This window comes from Saccharopolyspora hordei, assembly GCF_013410345.1.
Taxonomy (GTDB): Bacteria; Actinomycetota; Actinomycetes; order Mycobacteriales; family Pseudonocardiaceae; genus Saccharopolyspora; species Saccharopolyspora hordei.
The window spans coordinates 70,323-86,557 of sequence record NZ_JACCFJ010000001.1 but is presented as its reverse complement, the minus strand read 5'-3'; the positions used below and the strand labels follow the sequence as shown (position 1 = coordinate 86,557).

The 16,235-nt window shown below is 66.6% G+C and carries 17 protein-coding genes and 2 pseudogenes; 6 read left to right on the top strand and 13 right to left on the bottom strand.

All coding sequences use genetic code 11. The annotated features are described in order from the left end of the window. Positions 1 to 171 precede the first annotated feature (171 nt). The 3 genes from HNR68_RS00385 to HNR68_RS00375 are packed head-to-tail and all read left to right on the top strand — an operon-like array spanning position 172 to position 1,469. Positions 172 to 513, top strand: coding sequence for a hypothetical protein (locus HNR68_RS00385; RefSeq protein WP_029719837.1), 342 nt, complete (start codon positions 172 to 174; stop codon positions 511 to 513). Between the two features lie 6 nt (positions 514 to 519). Then, a complete protein-coding gene (locus HNR68_RS00380) occupies positions 520 to 1,014 on the top strand; it encodes a DUF5753 domain-containing protein (protein WP_343049859.1) in 495 nt (164 codons plus the stop codon). 32 nt (positions 1,015 to 1,046) lie between these two features. Next, positions 1,047 to 1,469, top strand: a complete 423-nt coding sequence (locus HNR68_RS00375) for a DUF397 domain-containing protein (protein WP_179716487.1) — start codon at positions 1,047 to 1,049, stop codon at positions 1,467 to 1,469. 374 nt (positions 1,470 to 1,843) lie between these two features. Here HNR68_RS00375 and HNR68_RS00370 read toward each other — a convergent pair whose 3' ends face one another. The 4 genes from HNR68_RS00370 to HNR68_RS00355 all read right to left on the bottom strand — a co-directional run bounded on the left by HNR68_RS00370 (position 1,844) and on the right by HNR68_RS00355 (position 6,231). Further along, positions 1,844 to 2,299 carry a hypothetical protein gene (locus HNR68_RS00370; RefSeq protein WP_179716485.1) on the bottom strand — a complete coding sequence of 152 codons (456 nt, stop codon included), beginning with the start codon at positions 2,297 to 2,299 and terminating at the stop codon, positions 1,844 to 1,846. A 101-nt stretch (positions 2,300 to 2,400) separates the two neighbouring features. Continuing rightward, positions 2,401 to 3,240, bottom strand: a complete 840-nt coding sequence (locus HNR68_RS00365) for a transposase family protein (protein WP_179716484.1) — start codon at positions 3,238 to 3,240, stop codon at positions 2,401 to 2,403. Between the two features lie 712 nt (positions 3,241 to 3,952). Next, positions 3,953 to 5,023: a replication-relaxation family protein gene (locus HNR68_RS00360; RefSeq protein ID WP_343049858.1), complete on the bottom strand. Its 1,071-nt coding sequence runs from the start codon at positions 5,021 to 5,023 to the stop codon at positions 3,953 to 3,955. A 776-nt stretch (positions 5,024 to 5,799) separates the two neighbouring features. Further along, positions 5,800 to 6,231, bottom strand: a complete 432-nt coding sequence (locus HNR68_RS00355; RefSeq protein WP_179716482.1) for an NUDIX domain-containing protein — start codon at positions 6,229 to 6,231, stop codon at positions 5,800 to 5,802. A 42-nt stretch (positions 6,232 to 6,273) separates the two neighbouring features. On the opposite strand from HNR68_RS00355, the gene HNR68_RS00350 reads away from it, so the two are divergent. Further along, positions 6,274 to 7,251, top strand: a complete 978-nt coding sequence (locus HNR68_RS00350; RefSeq protein ID WP_179716481.1) for a phosphotransferase — start codon at positions 6,274 to 6,276, stop codon at positions 7,249 to 7,251. Here the strand turns inward: HNR68_RS00350 and HNR68_RS00345 are convergent. Genes HNR68_RS00345 through HNR68_RS00325 form a run of 6 tightly spaced genes read right to left on the bottom strand, consistent with a single transcriptional unit; the run spans position 7,241 to position 12,211 of the window. Then, positions 7,241 to 7,876: a DEAD/DEAH box helicase family protein gene (locus HNR68_RS00345; protein WP_343049857.1), complete on the bottom strand. Its 636-nt coding sequence runs from the start codon at positions 7,874 to 7,876 to the stop codon at positions 7,241 to 7,243. The two genes, HNR68_RS00350 and HNR68_RS00345, sit on opposite strands and share 11 nt — an antisense overlap. A gap of 8 nt (positions 7,877 to 7,884) precedes the next feature. Further along, the gene (locus HNR68_RS00340) at positions 7,885 to 8,931 is read right to left on the bottom strand and encodes a phosphoenolpyruvate carboxykinase (ATP) (protein ID WP_179716479.1); all 1,047 of its coding nucleotides are present in this window, start codon (positions 8,929 to 8,931) and stop codon (positions 7,885 to 7,887) included. Then, on the bottom strand, positions 8,928 to 10,199 hold the full coding sequence (locus HNR68_RS00335) for a glycosyltransferase (RefSeq protein WP_179716478.1): 1,272 nt from the start codon (positions 10,197 to 10,199) through the stop codon (positions 8,928 to 8,930). Before HNR68_RS00335 ends, HNR68_RS00340 begins: the two co-directional genes overlap by 4 nt. Next, positions 10,196 to 11,182 carry an NAD-dependent epimerase/dehydratase family protein gene (locus HNR68_RS00330; RefSeq protein WP_246330363.1) on the bottom strand — a complete coding sequence of 329 codons (987 nt, stop codon included), beginning with the start codon at positions 11,180 to 11,182 and terminating at the stop codon, positions 10,196 to 10,198. The genes HNR68_RS00335 and HNR68_RS00330 overlap by 4 nt, the downstream gene beginning before the upstream one ends. Next, the gene (locus HNR68_RS26575) at positions 11,163 to 11,678 is read right to left on the bottom strand and encodes a hypothetical protein (RefSeq protein ID WP_246330362.1); all 516 of its coding nucleotides are present in this window, start codon (positions 11,676 to 11,678) and stop codon (positions 11,163 to 11,165) included. Before HNR68_RS26575 ends, HNR68_RS00330 begins: the two co-directional genes overlap by 20 nt. Positions 11,679 to 11,710: 32 nt before the next feature. Next, complete coding sequence (locus HNR68_RS00325) at positions 11,711 to 12,211, bottom strand: hypothetical protein (RefSeq protein WP_179716474.1); 501 nt, start codon at positions 12,209 to 12,211, stop codon at positions 11,711 to 11,713. 485 nt (positions 12,212 to 12,696) lie between these two features. Here HNR68_RS00325 and HNR68_RS27765 point away from each other — a divergent pair. Then, positions 12,697 to 12,864: pseudogene (locus HNR68_RS27765) on the top strand (helix-turn-helix transcriptional regulator); the annotation flags it as partial. A 283-nt stretch (positions 12,865 to 13,147) separates the two neighbouring features. After that, positions 13,148 to 14,008, top strand: coding sequence for an NsdA family TPR-like regulatory protein (locus tag HNR68_RS27760; RefSeq protein WP_484592930.1), 861 nt, complete (start codon positions 13,148 to 13,150; stop codon positions 14,006 to 14,008). Here the strand turns inward: HNR68_RS27760 and mmuM are convergent. The 3 genes and pseudogenes from mmuM to HNR68_RS00305 all read right to left on the bottom strand — a co-directional run bounded on the left by mmuM (position 14,005) and on the right by HNR68_RS00305 (position 15,863). Further along, positions 14,005 to 14,905: pseudogene (gene mmuM / locus HNR68_RS00315) on the bottom strand (homocysteine S-methyltransferase). The gene HNR68_RS27760 and the pseudogene mmuM overlap by 4 nt on opposite strands. A 9-nt stretch (positions 14,906 to 14,914) precedes the next feature. Continuing rightward, entirely contained in the window at positions 14,915 to 15,511 is a 597-nt protein-coding gene (locus HNR68_RS00310) for a DUF2637 domain-containing protein (protein WP_343049856.1), read from the bottom strand. A gap of 127 nt (positions 15,512 to 15,638) precedes the next feature. Further along, positions 15,639 to 15,863, bottom strand: a complete 225-nt coding sequence (locus HNR68_RS00305; protein ID WP_179716472.1) for a hypothetical protein — start codon at positions 15,861 to 15,863, stop codon at positions 15,639 to 15,641. Positions 15,864 to 16,235: the final 372 nt, after the last annotated feature.

Below are 16,235 nucleotides of genomic sequence, written 5' to 3'. Positions count from 1 at the left end.
GTTGTTATTAGAACCTCTGCCTGCGTTGAGGTCTTGGAGCAGGATCTCAACGCCGAATAGCGAGGATGGGCCACCCGATTTGCGGGTGGCCTTCTTGCTGTTTCGGGGCTGCGGGATGGCCGGTGCGCTCTTGTCGCTGTCGCGCCCGGCGGTTCGCGTGCGCTGGAGGGCGTGGAGCTGCCCGAAGGGTTCATGGAGATCGCCGTGGGTGATCTCCTCGTCCTCGATGTAGAGGCCGTGGAAGATCGCCTGGTTGAGCAGGCGGCGCTGCTGCTCGGTGCAGCGCCGGTACAGCTCGTGGGGGTTTTCGAGGAGCTGGAGGCTGGCCTCGATGAGCCGGGCGCTGTCGGTGAGGTCGGCGCTGGCGGTGTCCAGGCGGCTGGTGAGGTGCTTGCGCTGGCGTTCGATGTTGCGCAGCTTGGCTTTGACCTTGGTTTGCGGCAAGGTGCCGTCGGCTGCGAGGTCGATCAAGTTTTCCTCCTGGGTGTCGAGTTCGGCGAGCTGACCGGATAGTTGCTTATGCAGCAGTCGTGCGGATTTCTCCTGTTCGCGGATGACGGTGTCGACCTGGGAGCGGACGTCGTCGATGAACGCCGGGGTGAAGCGGATGCTGGCGTAGTGCCGCCGGAGCCGCCCCGAACTCAGGTCGTCATGAGCGAGTCATGCCTGCGTCGAGAATGGGCTCTAGAGGATGTGATGCGCGAACAGATCGAACATCTCATCGAGCTGTCCAATCGGCCGAACATGATGCTGCAGATCATGCCGTTCAAGGCAGCCCCAGGGCGTCGCTCTCCGATCGGCACCCGGTTTGGGTTGCTTCGGGTGCCATCCCCTGGAGCGGCCGGCCCCATCGAAGTCGCGTACACCGAAGGTGTTGGTGACCCTCGGTATCTCGATGATCAGCGGGCACTCGACGCGCACGAGTCAGCGTGGGCTCGGCTGACCAACGCCGCGCTGCGCTTCGACGAGAGTCGCGCCTTCCTGAAGGCGCTATCGAGCGAATACGCAACATAGCGGACGACCTCGACCATCTAGGGAGACTTCACATGAGCACCAACCGACGGCCGCAGTTCACCGAGCGGGACTTCCGGAAAGCCACCCGTAGTGAGCCCGACAAGAGCTGCGTCCGTGTGGCCCGCCGGGACGAGTGGGTCGAGATGCGCGACGACAAGACCGCCTTCGGCGCGTCCGACGATTGCAGGCTCGTCTTCGGCGCTGAGGAGTTCGACACCTTCCTGACTGCTGTACGAACCGAAGGGGGCGACACCTTCCTGGGCGCTGTTCGGGAGGGCAAGTTCGGTGGCACGTGCTTGGAGGTCGTGTGGAACGGCGAGACGTACGTCTTCCGTCGAAGCGGTGGGACCGTCGAGTTGTTCTTCACCGAGGGAGAGGTTGTTGCCTTCATCGATGGTGTCGTCGGAGGTGAGTTCGACCAGGACACCACCCCGGACATGGCCGTGTGCGCATGACCGGCCCGCTCTTCCTGGGTGAGGGGAGTCCCGACGATCGCTGAGGCACTCGAAACCTAGACGGGGGTGACCGAATTGCCCCAAGACCCTGCCGAAATCTCCGGCAGGGTCTTTTTCGTGGTGCTTCCAGAACGGGCTCGCGGCAGGTCGGCGACAAAACCGCTCAGTCCTGGTCGGTGACGTCCAGCGAGGCGATCGTGTTTTCCCGGTCGCGGACGTAGTCGAGGCCGGTAACCGTGGCCGGACGGAACCAGTTTCAGCAGCTCGGCTAGCTAGGAGCACTACTGGGAATGAAGCGATATGCGGAGTCTCACTGTCCCGTGCGTGGCGGTGCCTTGATCACGTGACGCGGGTGGGCGCGCGAACTGGTGTGATCAGGGCTGTTCGAGTTTGCTTGCTTCGCTTTTGATGTCGGCATCGATCTCGGCGCGCTGATCAGACACGTCTTCCCACTCGCTTGCAAGGTGAATGAACCCGGTCAGCAACGGCTCGACGGCCGGGACTTTGCGTGCGAGGCGCCACAGTTGCCGTGCCCCGTCATAAGGTTCGACCTGCTCGGTACGGATGGCGGTGGCGACGCCGCGGGCCACGGTCGTGGCGGCGGCTCGATCGTCGAGGCGCTGCGCGCCGAGACTGACCAGTACCTGGTCGACCAATGGTTGAAGATCTTCTCGACGAGTATCGACCGGCGTGAGTGCGGAGATCTCCAGGAGGTCCTTCGGCGCGTCGGGGACGTCGGCGAGGTCGGTCGCGGCGGCGATCAGCTCGTCCGCGTCGGCCATGTCCAGCCGGTAGCGGGCGGCCGTGAGGAGGAACTGGTCGATATCCACGGTCTCAGCGTCGTCCTTACTCGTTGGGGAATTTGTGTTTGAATTCTACCCGATTACCGGTCGGTCCGTGTTCGTACCAGTGTGTTTCGATTGAGGTGATCTCAGTGGGGTTGGTTGTGTTCGTGGTGGGTGAGGGTGAGGGCGGCTTGGAGGATGGCGGTGATTTTGCGGGGGCTGGTGGTGATGTGTTGCAGGGTGCGCCAGCGTTGGGTCAACAGCGCGATGCCGCGTTCGCCTTGGGCTCGGAGGCTTGTGAGCAGGGTGTTGTAGGTGCGGTTGTCGGGGTGCAGCGGGCTGCGTCGGGGGGCGCTTTTGCTGTGTTTGACCGGGGTGTGCACTCCGATCCCGGCGCCTTGGAATCCGCCGTCGGCCAGGGTCGGCAACCGCAGCTGGGAGGCGGCCCAGTACAGCGCTCCGAGCACGTGGTGTTCGGCGGCGGTGAGATCGTGCACCCTGCCTGGCTCGACGGGGGAGGACCACAGCGGGAAGCCGGTGTGGTCGGTCAGCAGTAGGACGGTGCCGCCGTGACGCTGGTGCTTGCCGGAGAACCACCGGTGGACCTGGCGGCCCTTTTTGCTGACGGTCTTCTCACCCAGCCGGTCACAGGTGATCAGGGTGCCGTCGAGGATGACGTGCGGCACCCCGCGCCGCGCCGCATCCATCAGGGCTTGGTGCAGGTCAGGGGCCTGAGCCGCCAGCACCGTGATGACCTCGTCGATGTAGCGGTAACCGGTGGCCCGTGAGATGCGGTGATCCCGGGCCAACACCGGGATCGGAGTCCGGTGACGAAACCACCGCAACCCGAGTACGGCCTGCTGGAACGGCGTCAACACCCGCCGCCCGCGCCGGGTGCCGCGGCGCCGGCGTTCGGCCACCAGCAGCCGGCTGAGGTAGAGGGCGAGTTCGTCAGCGACATCGAGCGTGGCACGATAGGTGATCACGTGGGGTCCTGGCCTCTGCGAAGAACGATCTTGTGGTGAGACCTTCTTCTACCAGGACCCCACGCCCCACTTCTCACTGAGATCACCTCACTGATCAAAGCGGCGAGTGCGATGACCGCGCGGCGGTATTCTTCGGCGGTCATCGGCTCGGTCTCGATCCGTTCCACCGTAACGCCGGCGCGGCCTGGCCTGCGGCGAAGCGGCACGACATTGCTGTCCGCATCACCTGCGCTGTCGGTGTGATCGGGGCGGTTTTCGGGGTTGTGGGGGCACATAGGGCACCTCCGGGTGCCCGCGAGCCCGCATCGTGGGCGGGAGTTCGCGGGGCGCTGGTCGGCAGCAAGGGGTGACCGTCGACGCAGCGGGCACACGCCAGCCGGATCACCCGAATCCCATGCCGTGTCAGGCTTTCCAGGGGTGCGGGCACGCGCCATGACGCGCGCTGTGGTGGCTGGCGGTTCCAGGCTGAACAAGGCCGGTGGGCTTCGACTCCCCGACTGCACTTCGGGCACCCGTCGGGGCCAGCGATCACCGGCCGGAGTTGTGGGCTCTCACCGCCCACGATCAGCGAGACCACCGGCGAGACCGGGGCGAGACTGCGGGTCTCGTCTCGTTTTCCCGGTCTCGGTGTCTCGATCATGGTCTCGCGCGGGGCGAGACACGGGGCGGGTCGACCAAAGAGCACAGACGACCGTGTCGCGTTGTCAAGGAGTCAGGCGGGACGCCGCCACCGCTGCCACGGTTGCCGCGTGGGCGTCCTATGGCTGGTGGTGTCCTCGTCGAGATCGGGGTCGGTGAGCACGATGTCGCCGACGTCGAGCCCGCGCCGGTTGGCCTCGCGCATCTCGTCGGTGACGCCGTCGAGGTAGGCGCCCTCGTCGTCATCGTCATCGTCGAGCGGTGACGGCGGGCGTGTGGCCAACTCGGCGAGCACCCTGGGAGTGCCGTCGTCCGTGGTGCCGCCGATCACGGTGGGCAGCTCGCCCAATCGCACCCGCCGGGCTTGCTCGGGCACGGCGGTGACCACGGACCACACCTCGCCCGCCGGGCCGTCCAGGTGGCCGTGCTCGCGGGACGCGGTCGCCACGGGGACGGGGGAATACTTGGCCTGCAAGGCTTTTCGCAAGCCCTGTTCGCGGCGGGCGCTGGTGGTCCAGATCAGCACCATGCCCGCCAATCGCCGCGCCACATCGAAACGGTCGGTGTAGGGCTTGCCGGAGCCGGTGTAGCGGTCGATCTTGTCCGCGACACGGCGCAGGGGTTCGGTGCCGGTGTCGTGTTCCAGGAAGAACCCCAGCCAGCGGCCGTTTTCGTGCCAGCAGCCGTAGCCGTCCGGGGTGATCTTGTTGCCGTAGAACTCGGTAATCGACTCCTCGGAGCGCCACGTGTGCAGACCCTCGCGGCCGAAATCTCGCTCATCGGCGGCGAACCCGCCGAGCCCGGCACGGCGGGAGTAGTCGGCCAGCTCAGCGAAGAACTGATTCACCCCCAACAAGTGGCCCAGCCTGGGCGATTCGAGGATGCGGCGCAGCCGATCCGCGTGCGTGGACGGACGCGGCGGACTCGTGCCGTCCTGGGCGGCGCGCAGCTCCGCGCCGCGATAGCCCAGCAGGTAGTGAAACGGCTTCGAGCCACCGTCAGCGCGATACGGCTGCGTGCGCCACAACACGCCCAAATCAGCCAAGTGCAGCAAGCGATGCTGTGCCCGCGACATCGACGGAAACACCAACGCGCGAAGCTGCTCCGTGGTCAAAACATGATGTTCAGCAACCAGTTCCAGCACCAGACGATCCCGAGGCGTCAGCTTCGCCCACAGCGCCCCGTCCGGCTCTCCGCCCGCCGCCCTGCGGCGGCGCCCCCGCGCGGCAGACGTGAACTGAGACTGATTGTGACCAATCAGTCGGACACCCGCGCCGCGCGCCTTGTCCCCGCTCCGACCTGCGGAGTTAGGAACAACACCCCCTGCGGATGCCCCTGCGGCCCTGGGACGCACCGCACCCGTCGTCCCATCCGCAGCCCCACCCGCCGCGCCAGCCGCGCGGGCGTGAGCCTCCTTGTGTCTGCGGTCAGCCATCGACACCACCCCTCGGTCAAAGGAACCCTGGACGCCCCTGAAGTCCGGAAAAACGGCCCTCATGGGACGCGATCAAGAAAAATGTGACCAACGACACACTTCAGGGTTGGTGGTGTGGTGGCTGTCGGTCGCCCGTCGCCAACGCGCGAGCATGATCACCGGCCTCCTCCAGTGTGCCAAGAACCCAAGCACTACAGGAGAGGCAATTGACGGCCCGATTTTGGACACCAACACCCGCACGTTCACGCGCACGGAGCAGCGCAGCTCGTTAGGCTCGCCGGTGCCGGTCGATCTGCGGCTACGGGTGGAAGTGAGCCCGGTGCACCCGCGTCGGGTGGGGCTCCGGGCCTCGCGTTACTCGCGACTCTCCCACCTCGCCCGGCCCGAGGGATAGTTATTCCCAAGGAAGTTGGGCGACGAGCATTCCGCCCTTGCAGGGGCGTGACCAGCGATGTTGTTCCGCTGTGGGCGGCAGGTCGCGCGGTTCAGCCGTTCCAGCCGTGCCAGAAGGGCGTGCGGTCCTCCCCAGCGGCGACGAGGGCGTTCTTCAGCGCGCCGGGCCGGACGTCGGTGTCGGCGAGTTGGTCAAGAGGCAACCAGTGAAACTCCAGGTGGTCTTCCTGGCTGACCGGCTCTGCGGCGTCGATGGACACCTCGAAGACGAGGTTTATTTCGTGGTGGGTCACGCCGTCCTCGATGTAGCCGTGTTCGACAGCCCCGACGAAGCCCGTGATCTTGGCGTCGGTGCCGAGTTCTTCGGCGAGTTCGCGCACGAGGGCGACTTCCACCCGCTCACCCGGTTCGACGTGGCCGCCGGGCAGAAACGACCAGGACTTGGTGCGCTGACGCACCAGGAGAAGTTGACCGTCGCGGCGGATGACGGCCCTGGCGATGATCTCGGTGGTCGCGGCGCTCATGCGTGCCTTTCCTGTCGGTCGCTGCCTCTAGGGTTGCGTATCGTGGCGATCTCGGAGCTTACCGTTGAGGATGTCGCAGCGGGTGTGGCGGAGGTGTTGCCGGAAGCCGCTCCGGTTCGCCCCGTTCGTGCCCTTCGCCGTGGCCGAAGCCATGTGTCGTGGGTGCTGGAGTCGCCGCGCGGCCGGCTGGTCGGCAAGGTGCTGCTTGGCTGTCCGCGCGACGGGTTCATGGAACGGCTCGCCGAGCATCGGCGGGTCTGGGAGCACGGCGTTCTCGTCCCTCCTGTGCTGGCCTTCACTGACTCCTGCCCTGCCGTGGGTGGGCAACCGCTGACGGTGTTCGAGTACCTGCCGGGCGTGGATGCCGAAGAAACGTTGCCCTCGGTGGATGCCGATAGGGCGGTTGCGTTGATGCGCGATACCGGAGCGGCGCTGGCTCGGCTGCATCAGGTTCCGGTCGGTGGCTTCGGTGATGCTGTCGGCGGGCTTGGTGTGGGTCCTGCCTCGTGGGGTGCGGTGGTCGCGGGGCGAGCCGCGTGGCTGCGTGACGCCTATCGGAGTCTGGACGGGGCACCGTTGGCGTTGGTTGAGGCCGGAATTGGCTTGCTGTGCCGGTTGGCCGACGACGTGTCGCCACACGTGCGCCCAGCCGTGGCGCACTTGGACGTGTACTTGCCGAACATCCTGGTGGATGACAAGGGCCGGTTCCGAATCCTGCTCGATCTTGAGCATGTCCGGTGGGTCGATCCGGTCATGGATTTCGTCAAGCCAGCTATGTGGATGTTCGCCGAACGACCAGCATGGGCCGATGCCTTCGCCGATGGTTACCGGTCGGCCGGTACGTGGCCGGAACGCTGGTCGGAGCGGCTGTCCGTCGCGACGGGATTGGAACTGTTGACCGGCGTGCAGTACTGGATACGGGTTGCTGATCATGAAATGCGAGAGGACTACCTGCGTCGGCTACGGGCATGGGTCCGCTCGGACGGTGCCGCTCACGTCTGGGCGTCGATCAGGCCATGAGCAGGTCGGCGACTCGGCAGGCGTAGGCGTCCCAGTCCTGTTTGGCCGTGTCGATGACGCACAGCGGCAAGGGCGAGGTCCTTGCCCAGGCCATCAAGTCGTCTTGCGCACGCCTGATGTGCTCGGCTCGCGCGGCATCGGTGGTGCCGAAGCCTTCCAAGTAGCGTGCCCATTTCGCGCCACGTTGCAAGCGCGTGGATTCCACGCATTGAGCGCGGATGCGGTGATCAGGGACGCGCAGGAGCACCAGGTGCAGGCCGAGAGCGCCAAGGCGCTGTTCAAGGTCCCGGAGAACGGCGCGGTCCAGCGGTAGCCCGTACATCGGGGCGTCAAAGCCGAGCCCTTCCAGCACGCAGGTCGGTGTCCACGCGGCCGCGAAACGATGACGGGGCAGGGTACTGGCGTGAAATCGTCGGTCGATCTCTTCGAGGAAGGCTGTCAAGGCTTCCAGCCACGACAGGATGTTGGCCGCGTGCTCGTGTTGCTGGCCGGGTGTGTAGGTGTGGGTGGTGATGGTCGCCGCTTGCGGCATCGTGATCAGTGTTTGGCATCCGTCCTTGACGAGCCGCGCGACGGTGCGCTGATAGACCGAGGTTTTTCCCGCGCCCCAGACTCCGGCCAGCACGCATCCCCTCACCGCTGCGTCCCGTGATAAGCCGCTGCGGCCACGTCCGGTAACTCGCTCGGATCGGTCCAGGTCAGCGCGAGAACCGGCATCGTCTCGGCAAGGCGGAGCCAGAACTCACTATCCCTAGCGGAAACTTCGGCGTTTCGGGCGAGGCGGGGACGCAGGTTAAGCCAGTCTTCCGCGAAGAAGTCTTCCACGCTGAAGTCGAGATGCTGCTGGACGAATCCGCTATCCGGGTTCATTACGGGTGTCGAGGGCGAGCGCGTGAGGATCACGATCCGCTGTATCTCGGTAATTGGCAGCGTCGGGCGGCCTACCAGCCGGGAGACTTCCCACGGTGTGAGTTCGATTTTGCCGTCGACGAGGTGTCGTCCCCGGACGGGCTCGAAGTCGGTGAGGGCGTTGGCCAGGGTGGGAGAGCTGCCGATGCCCTCTGGGGTGAAGCGCCACGCCAGCGGAACGCCGATGGCCTGCCATTGGCGACCACGCCTCGGGATGAGCACGGCGCGGTCGTTGGCGACTGGGTGCGCGCCGTGGTCTTCGATGAGGTGTGTCAGCACGGTGGTCTTGCCTGAACCGGGATGCCCACCGATGAGCACGCCGTGGCCGTCGATGTCGACCGCTGCGGCGTGCACGCAGCGACCTGCCTGGATTTCGCCTCCACGCATGAGGAGTTGCCGCACCACGCGAGTGCCGATGCTGGCCGCCACCCTGGGCTGTTCGGCGGCGATGACCAACAGATCAGGCGTCGCGGTGATCACGTGGTCCGGCGCGTATTCGGGAAGCAGGACTTCGTGCCCCTCGGTGATCCAGGCTCGATAGCGCTGATCAGGGTGGCTGGTGCGCAGGGCGGTGGCGGGCTGGTCGGCCAGTGATCTCCGGGCGTCGGCGACAGCAGCCGAGTCGCAGCTGATCGACACCGTGATGTCCGGCTCGCCGTCCAGGGTGGGCACGAGGAACGGGCTCACGTAGTGACGCATCGCCTCGTGGACCGGTTCGGGCGCGACGACGGAGCAGGTGCAGGGGCCGAGGTTGAGGAGTCGAGTGCTCATCGGCGTCCTTCCGCTGCGGTTCCGGTTGTCTGTCGCCGGAGCCAACGGGGTTGTCCGGGCCGAGTGGTTTGCGGGTCCCCGAGGGCGTCTTGATCGGCGTGTTCGATCAGCCAACGGGGCACGCCCGCGCAGTGGTTGTCGATGGCAGGGCTCGGCCCCGGTGGCAGCGTGGTGAGCCAGGCTCGACCCTGCCGCACCAGATCAGCGCCGATACGTTGCCAGGACAACTCCCCCTCGACGCAGCGGCGGCCGGCTCGGCCGATCTCGCCGAGAGCGGTGGGATCGCGCATCAGCGCGGCGATCCGGGCAGGCCACTGGCTGAGAGCGTCCTCCACGACCACACCGGGATGGTTGGGCGGTAGTCCGGTCACGGCTTCGCTAGTGCCCAGGACAGGCAGTCCGGCGGCGAGATAGTCCAGGACCTTCATCTTCGCGCCCGACCCGGCTGTGAGCGGGGCGAGAGCCAGCGTCGTCCCTCGAAGACCGTCGTTGATCGTATCCACGCGGCCAGTGAACTCGATTCCGCTGCCATCGTGTGTCAGTTCGGCAGGCCCGCGGCCGATGACCCGGACCCGAACATCGAGATCGTCAGCATGGAGCGCGGGAAGGATCGTACTGCGGATCGCGTCGACCGCTCGGGCGTTGGGCTGATAGTAGAGGTTGCCGAGAAACACCAGCGTCGCGGCGTTGGCATCCGGCCCCCAACAGTGGCGCTGCTGCGGGTCCGCGCCATTGGGCAGCAAGGCTGTTCGGACGCTCGGCACGCCTGTGGTGGCCGCCATCGTGGTCTCGTTGCGGGTCGAGACGATCACATTGTCGGCTGTGCGCAGCGCGACACGCTGTATCGTCGCGTGGCCCTCGACGGTCTCCGCAGGTTCGCCCAGGCTGGCCGCGACGGCGGCATCATCGTCGTGCACGTCGTAAACCAGCCGCGCATCAAGCAGTCGGGCCAGGTCACGCCCGATTGACACCAGCGATTCGGCCTCGCACAGAACAACAAAGTCCACCGTGGCGAGGTCGAGCAGTCCGGCAAGCGCGTTGGGGGTGTAAAAGTCGTTCGGGTGCACCAACGCGAGATCGAACGGCCAGTCGGCTGCGGTTCCGTAGTCCGCGCCTCTATCACACAGCACCATCGTGACGGCGGCACCCGCTCGATGGCTGTGTTCGGCGAGCGCCAAGGTTCGGGCGGGTGTGCCCGCCAAGGCTTGACCGCGCCACACATTCGGCGTGTCCAGCAAAAAGACAAGGCTTGGAACCGTAATGCTCACGATGCCTTTCCCTCCGGCTCGTCGATACCCGCGCGCAGATCAGCCGTGATCGCGTGTTGGATGCCCTCATGCAACGACGTGCGCGGCCACCACGGCACGATCTCGCGCAAGCGGTTCGCATTGGCGCACGACACCGGCCGTGAGCGGCGACGGAGCCGGGTCGAGTCCACCCGTGTTTCCAGGTGTCGGCCGGTCAGGCTGGCAACCAGGTCCACCAGTTCACGACCAGACACCGGAGTCCCCGTGCCGACGTTGACGACAGCCGGCTCAGCCCTGCGCAGCAAGACGACCAATGCCTCAGCAACGTCATCGACGTAAACGAAGTCACGTGCCTCGTCGAGGTCCCCGAGATGCAGAACCCGTCCGCGTCGCGCCTGCCGCAGAATCTCGGGCAGCAGGTGGGGATGTGGATCGCCAGGACCGTACACATTGAACAGCCGCGCTACCACGGATTCGCAGTGGCCGAGCCGGTGGGCCTGATCGCACACCAACCGTTCGCCCAGCAGTTTGGACCAGCCGTACACGCCCTGCGGTCCCACGCGATCGTCCTCGCCATGCGGGCTCTCGCTCGGCGCGTACACGTCAGCGGTCGACGCGAACAGCAGCCGTTGCGGCGGACGGACGGCGCAGGCATCCAACACGTTCTGTGTGCCCATGACGTTGATGTCCAAGGTTTCGGCGGGCGATGTCTCGCAGTCAGGGATGAAGTGCCGTGCGGCCAGATGCATCACACCCCACGGACGTGCGGTCATCATCAGTCGAATGAACTCAGCACGATGGCGAATATTGAGGACCCGAACGCGTACCTCGGCGCTGTCGGCGAATTCGTCCAGCCGGTGCAGGGTTCCGGCGCTGCCGTCGTCTACTGCCACGACACGAAAGCCCTGGGCGCGAAGGCATCTCACCACGGGCACGCCGATGAGACCGGCGGCCCCGGTGACGAGCACGGTGCGAGGCGTCTTGTCACTGGTCGTCGAGAGCATGGCGTCCTTTCGGCGGGTGGGCGCGTACGTCGTCACGCCCCGGTCCCTGTGGTCGTCGATCTTGTCGTAACTGGGGAGATTGCTGCGAATACTTATCGTGTTCTGGGTCGTCGGAGCTGCCGATTTCCAGCGCCTCCAGACCTGCCCGCGTGACCGCGCTCGGGAGGGTGGGGGTGTCATCGGCGAGGACCAGCCGTGGCATCACCGAGGTGGACAGAAGGTCCTGGACATACGGCCGTACGGGGGTGACTTCCTCCACCGGCTCGTCCGGGTCGACGGTGGGCCAGCCCGGCGTGTCGTCCGGTTCGGAAAGGTGGTGCTTACCCATCGCTGTCCGCACGGGCTCAGCGGTTTCCGAGGGTAGGTAGAACCGGGCGAAGTGTGCAGCGGCCTTGGCCGCGCGGACCTCTTTGCGCCAGGCCGACCAGGACCACCACGCGATCCACAGCAGCAACGCCGCGAGGGGTGTCAGCGCAAGGCATGCCCAGCCGTTCACGGCACATCACGTCGAGACCGCGAGCACGCACGTCAGATGTCGCGCACGCGGTTCGATTCCGCCCGTTGCCCGGTGTCGGAGCCACCGGAGGATTCCGCGCTTGCGTCACACTCGGGAGGCGGCTTCGGGCGAACGACCAGCAACCGTGCGCCGGTTGCCCGGAGACGATGCGTGAGCGCGTCAGCAATCGTCGCGTCCGACGCCAGGTGCGCGGCGCTGATGGTGACCGCCGCAAACGAATCTGGCAGCCGCAATACATCGCACAATCCGGAAAGCCCTGGGCGGATCACCACGTCGCCCGCGATGCCGTAGTCGACGAACACCCCACACAGCCGCAGCCGCTCTTGCCAGCAGAACCGCTCCAGCACTCTTCGGCAGGCACGGACATACCGGGCACGACGATGGCTTGAACGGATGTAGCCATACACCACGGGACGTCCGGTGGGCACCGATCGGAAGATCGGCGGCGTCGACAACAGGCGCTCCAACTCCCCGATACGTTGATCCAACGGCCCATAGCTGAACTCGTTCATGGCTTCAGAACCCCTCCCGAAGCCGACAGGCCAGCCGCACTTGCGAACACGGCCACGGCTTGCCGCATTGGTCGCAATGGGTGTCCGGTCTCGCACCACCGGGCCGATGCAGCAGTAGCGCCAAGCAGATCAGCTCGTAGAGCAATACCGGTTCCGGCACGGCGCGGCGCTCACCGGTGCTCGGCTCCGGCGTGACCGCCAGAAGAGTTGCCATGTCCAGCCACCCACTCCCGTCTCTTGCGTTCGCGGTCTTGGGCGGCACCTGGCGCTGGGGCGGGGAGCCACCGAGCGCTACTCGATCGGGGTTGCGCTCGATGTGCCCGGTCGGGGGTCGGGCGTTTCCCAACACCAGGTGCCTTGACGATCAGGGAACCGGGTGGGTCCGGATGTGCGTCACGATGTGCGTGCAACAGCCACACCGGCAGCCACCAGCCGTTATGCTGATCTAGTCAGCACCCCCATGGACACTCGGAAGAGTGATCGACATGGCCCGCGAACCCGAGACCATCGCCCAGCAGCGTCGCGCCCTGGGCGAACAGCTCGCCGCGTTCCGGCAGGCCGCCGACCTGACCCAAAGGCAACTGGCCAAGGCCGCGTTCTGCGACCGCACGACGGTGACCCACATCGAGAAGGGACGCGCCCGCGCCGACGAACGGTTCTGGCAAGCGTGCGACGACGCGGTAGGGGCAGACGGCGTGCTACTGGCGGCCTTCCACGACCTGGTAGCTGCCAAACAAGCCCACGATCAGCAGGAACAGCAAACACGACTCGCGCAGGCCCGAGCGCGCGCCAAATCGCTGAGCACGAACGGGCACGCCGCTCCCGCGCCTGCGTCACCAATGATCGACACTGTGGGACTGGTCGATCCCCCCACGCCTTCCGTCCGGCTCGACAGCGGTTACGTCGAAACGCTGCGTAGCCGCATCGGCGAGCTTGTTGACCTCGATATCCAGTTCGGCGGCGACCAGTCCTCCGGGGGTCGCCCTCCAGCTCTTCCGCTCGGTTCACCGCAAACTCGGGGCCAGCCAGTGCGACCCCAGCATCGAACGCGACCTGTACGCCGCAGCCGGCGAACTCGGCGAAGTCACGGGGTGGCTGCTCTACGACGCGGGCAAACACGATCTCGTGCGCCGCATCAACCACGAAGCCCTGCACCTGTCCCGCTTGGCCGGGGACCACAGCATGGAGCTGCTGATCTTGCAGAACATGTCCATGCACGCCGGTCACCTCGGCCGTCCCGTGGAAGCCCTGCGTATCGCGCGCATGGTGCTGGAAACCAACACGCTCTCGCCCCGGCTGGAAGCCCTCTTTCGGACCCGCGAAGCCCGCGCACTGGCGCTGGCAGGTGACGAGACCACGGCCGAACGCACGTTCCGCCAAGCCCACTCCCTGTACCTGGACGGTGTACGCGACGACGACCCGGCATGGGCCTGGTGGATCAACGACCAAGAGTTGGCCTGGCACGAAGCCATGATCCAGGCGGACTCGGCCGACTGGAACCAGGCGGCCGACACCTTCCAAGCCTCCATCGAGGTCACCCCAGGCCGTGAAGTGCGACGCCGCTACAACCACCTCGCCTCCCTGCTCAACGCGCAGATTCGTGCGCAAGCGTGGCGGGACGCAGACCAAACGATCGAGCGCGTCATGCCTTACGTCGACGAGGTCGGCTCAACCCGAACCGCAACCACCCTCTTGGGCGCGCTCGATCAGCTCGACGTCACCCACGCCAAGCCCTCAGTCCGCGACGCAGCCTGCCAGCTCCGGAGCATCCTGGTCGACGCCGGATACGGGCACTAACCCGCGCCGACCACAGCCCGAGCGATGTTGCCGATATCAGCCGGGCGCACTCGGCAACACCCGCCCACGATCCGTGCACCGTCAGCCACCCACTGCCGGGCTTGCACTGCGGAATACCGCGACGGTCCCAGCCACGTCCGGCGCTGCGCATCCCAGCCCTCGCCGCTGTTCGGATAGACGATCACCGGCTTCCCGGTCACTTCACGTGCCGTGGCGATCGCGGCTGGCACGTCGGACGGGGCACAACAGTTGACGCCCACTGCCACAACCTCCGGCACATCTCTGGCGAGCGCGAACGCCTCCGCCATCGGTTGCCCGGCGCGCGTGCGATCCCCATCGATGTTGTATGTCAGCCACGCAGGAATGCCGATCCCGGAAACCACGATCACCAACGCTTCCGCCTCGTCGATGTCCGGCACCGTCTCCAGCGCCAGCACATCCGGCCCCGCGTCCGCCAGCACCTCCAGGCGGGGACGGTGCCATGCCGCCAACTCAGCCACGCTCAACCCGTAGCGGCCCCGATACTCCGACCCATCGGCCAAGGCTGCACCATACGGGCCGAGCGAGGCCGCCACCCACCGCTCACGCCCGTCATCGGCCATCTCAGCGCGGGCAGCCTGCGCCAGCTCGACGCTGCGCCGCAACAACCGACCAGCGTCATTCCCCCGATGCCCCGCTCCGGAAGCCATCGAAGGATGCCTGGTAGCTCGCCGTCGTCGCGATCATGGCGCCCGCGCGGAAGAACGCCAGGTGAGCGGCCTTGATCTCCTCGGGAGCGTCCACCAACAACCGCGCCGACCACAAAGGGTCCGAGAGATCATGCCCGCGCGCCTCAAGCTCGGTCGCCAAACCACCATCCGTGATCAGAGGAGCGCCGTTCGTTTCGAGGAAGCCCACAAGGTCACTCTAAGCCCCGATCGCCTTCCTCTCGTCCCGCGTCAGCGCAGCCCCACCGGATATCCGTCCCTCGCCCTTCCAACGCCGCAGGATTCGGCGGCCATAGTTGTTCGTTCCGGCGATCCGGTCCAGCTCCGCGCCGGTCGGCGTGCGGCCCTTGGTCCACTCGGTCTGGTAGTAGGCCCACATCCGTTGTTCCGCTGTCGGCTGGGTCTGCTGGCGGGACTGGCCCGAGACCAGCGAGAGCCTTACCGGCCGTTCGGTCCCGTCGCCGGTCTCGGTGGTCTCGTTTCGGGTCTCGTTGGTGGTCTCGGCGTGGCGGCGCTTGAGCGCGCGGTTCAGCAGCTCGACCGACAGCAGCAATGCCAGCGGCGGGCAGGCGGCAACCGCGACCGCCAGCACACTCAGCTCCGGCGCGGCGGCCACGTTGGCGCAGAGCGAGAGGGAGACCCCGAACAGGAACAACAGCCACGCCGACCACTGACCGCCGCCGCGCCTGCGTGCGTGGTGTCCGGTCTTCCACAGCTCCACCGTGGCTGTCATCAACATGCCGTCCACGATCAGCGGCCAGATCGCCGCTGTGATCTCGTCCGCGCCGAACCGCACGCGAACTCCCGGCCGTGCCGGTACGAGGCATAGGCAGCGCCCAGCGCAACCAACGCGGTGCAGGCGCACTGCAACCACAGCGCCCGATCCCCGCGAGGAGTCTGGGCGTTTGACTCGGTGGCGGCGGTCATCGGCGACCACCGCCCGCACGGCGACCCATCGTCGTCGGGTCGACTCCGGCCAGCTCGGCGCAGCGGTCGATGCAGACGAACACCTGTGAGCCGGTCATCGACCGGCCGACAGGAACGGACACGGAGCCACGAGTGAGTAGGTAGTCCAGTCCACAGATGACGCAGGCCAGCCCATCGGCCTGGGCGTCGGTTAGTCCGGTGATGATCTCTTCGCGGTTCACTGGGCACCACCGCCCGAGAACACGCGACGAGTACCCACCGGCTTGATCCTGATCTCAGGGCCTTCCGCCGTTAGGGTGTTCGTGTTCTGAAGCGTTAGGCCCACAGACGAAGGGCCACCCGCACCGCGGGTGGCCCTTCTCGTTGTTGCGGCTCCGATCGTCCGCGCCTGCCTTCCTCGGCACCGTGCCGAGAAATTCGCGCGACAGGTGACCCGTGACCGGCCATCATGGAGCCGTCGGGCGCGTGGCCCGCGCGGGGGCGCGGCCGACGTCGGTGCACTGGGGGCGTGCAGGTCCGCTGGACGTGACGGGGGCGCGGAGCGGTCTGCGTGGCGACGATCGGTGAGGGCTGTGGGGGAGACGGGGAGCCGG

What these genes read in the sequence shown, in the direction of transcription:
- HNR68_RS00330 (WP_246330363.1), bottom strand. Translation starts at nt 11,182, where the DNA reads ATGCTCTCGACGACCAGTGACAAGACGCCTCGCACCGTGCTCGTCACC.
- HNR68_RS00375 (WP_179716487.1), top strand. Translation starts at nt 1,047, where the DNA reads ATGAGCACCAACCGACGGCCGCAGTTCACCGAGCGGGACTTCCGGAAA.
- HNR68_RS00325 (WP_179716474.1), bottom strand. Translation starts at nt 12,211, where the DNA reads ATGAACGAGTTCAGCTATGGGCCGTTGGATCAACGTATCGGGGAGTTG.
- HNR68_RS00355 (WP_179716482.1), bottom strand. Translation starts at nt 6,231, where the DNA reads ATGAGCGCCGCGACCACCGAGATCATCGCCAGGGCCGTCATCCGCCGC.
- HNR68_RS00380 (WP_343049859.1), top strand. Translation starts at nt 520, where the DNA reads ATGCAGCAGTCGTGCGGATTTCTCCTGTTCGCGGATGACGGTGTCGAC.
- HNR68_RS00340 (WP_179716479.1), bottom strand. Translation starts at nt 8,931, where the DNA reads ATGAGCACTCGACTCCTCAACCTCGGCCCCTGCACCTGCTCCGTCGTC.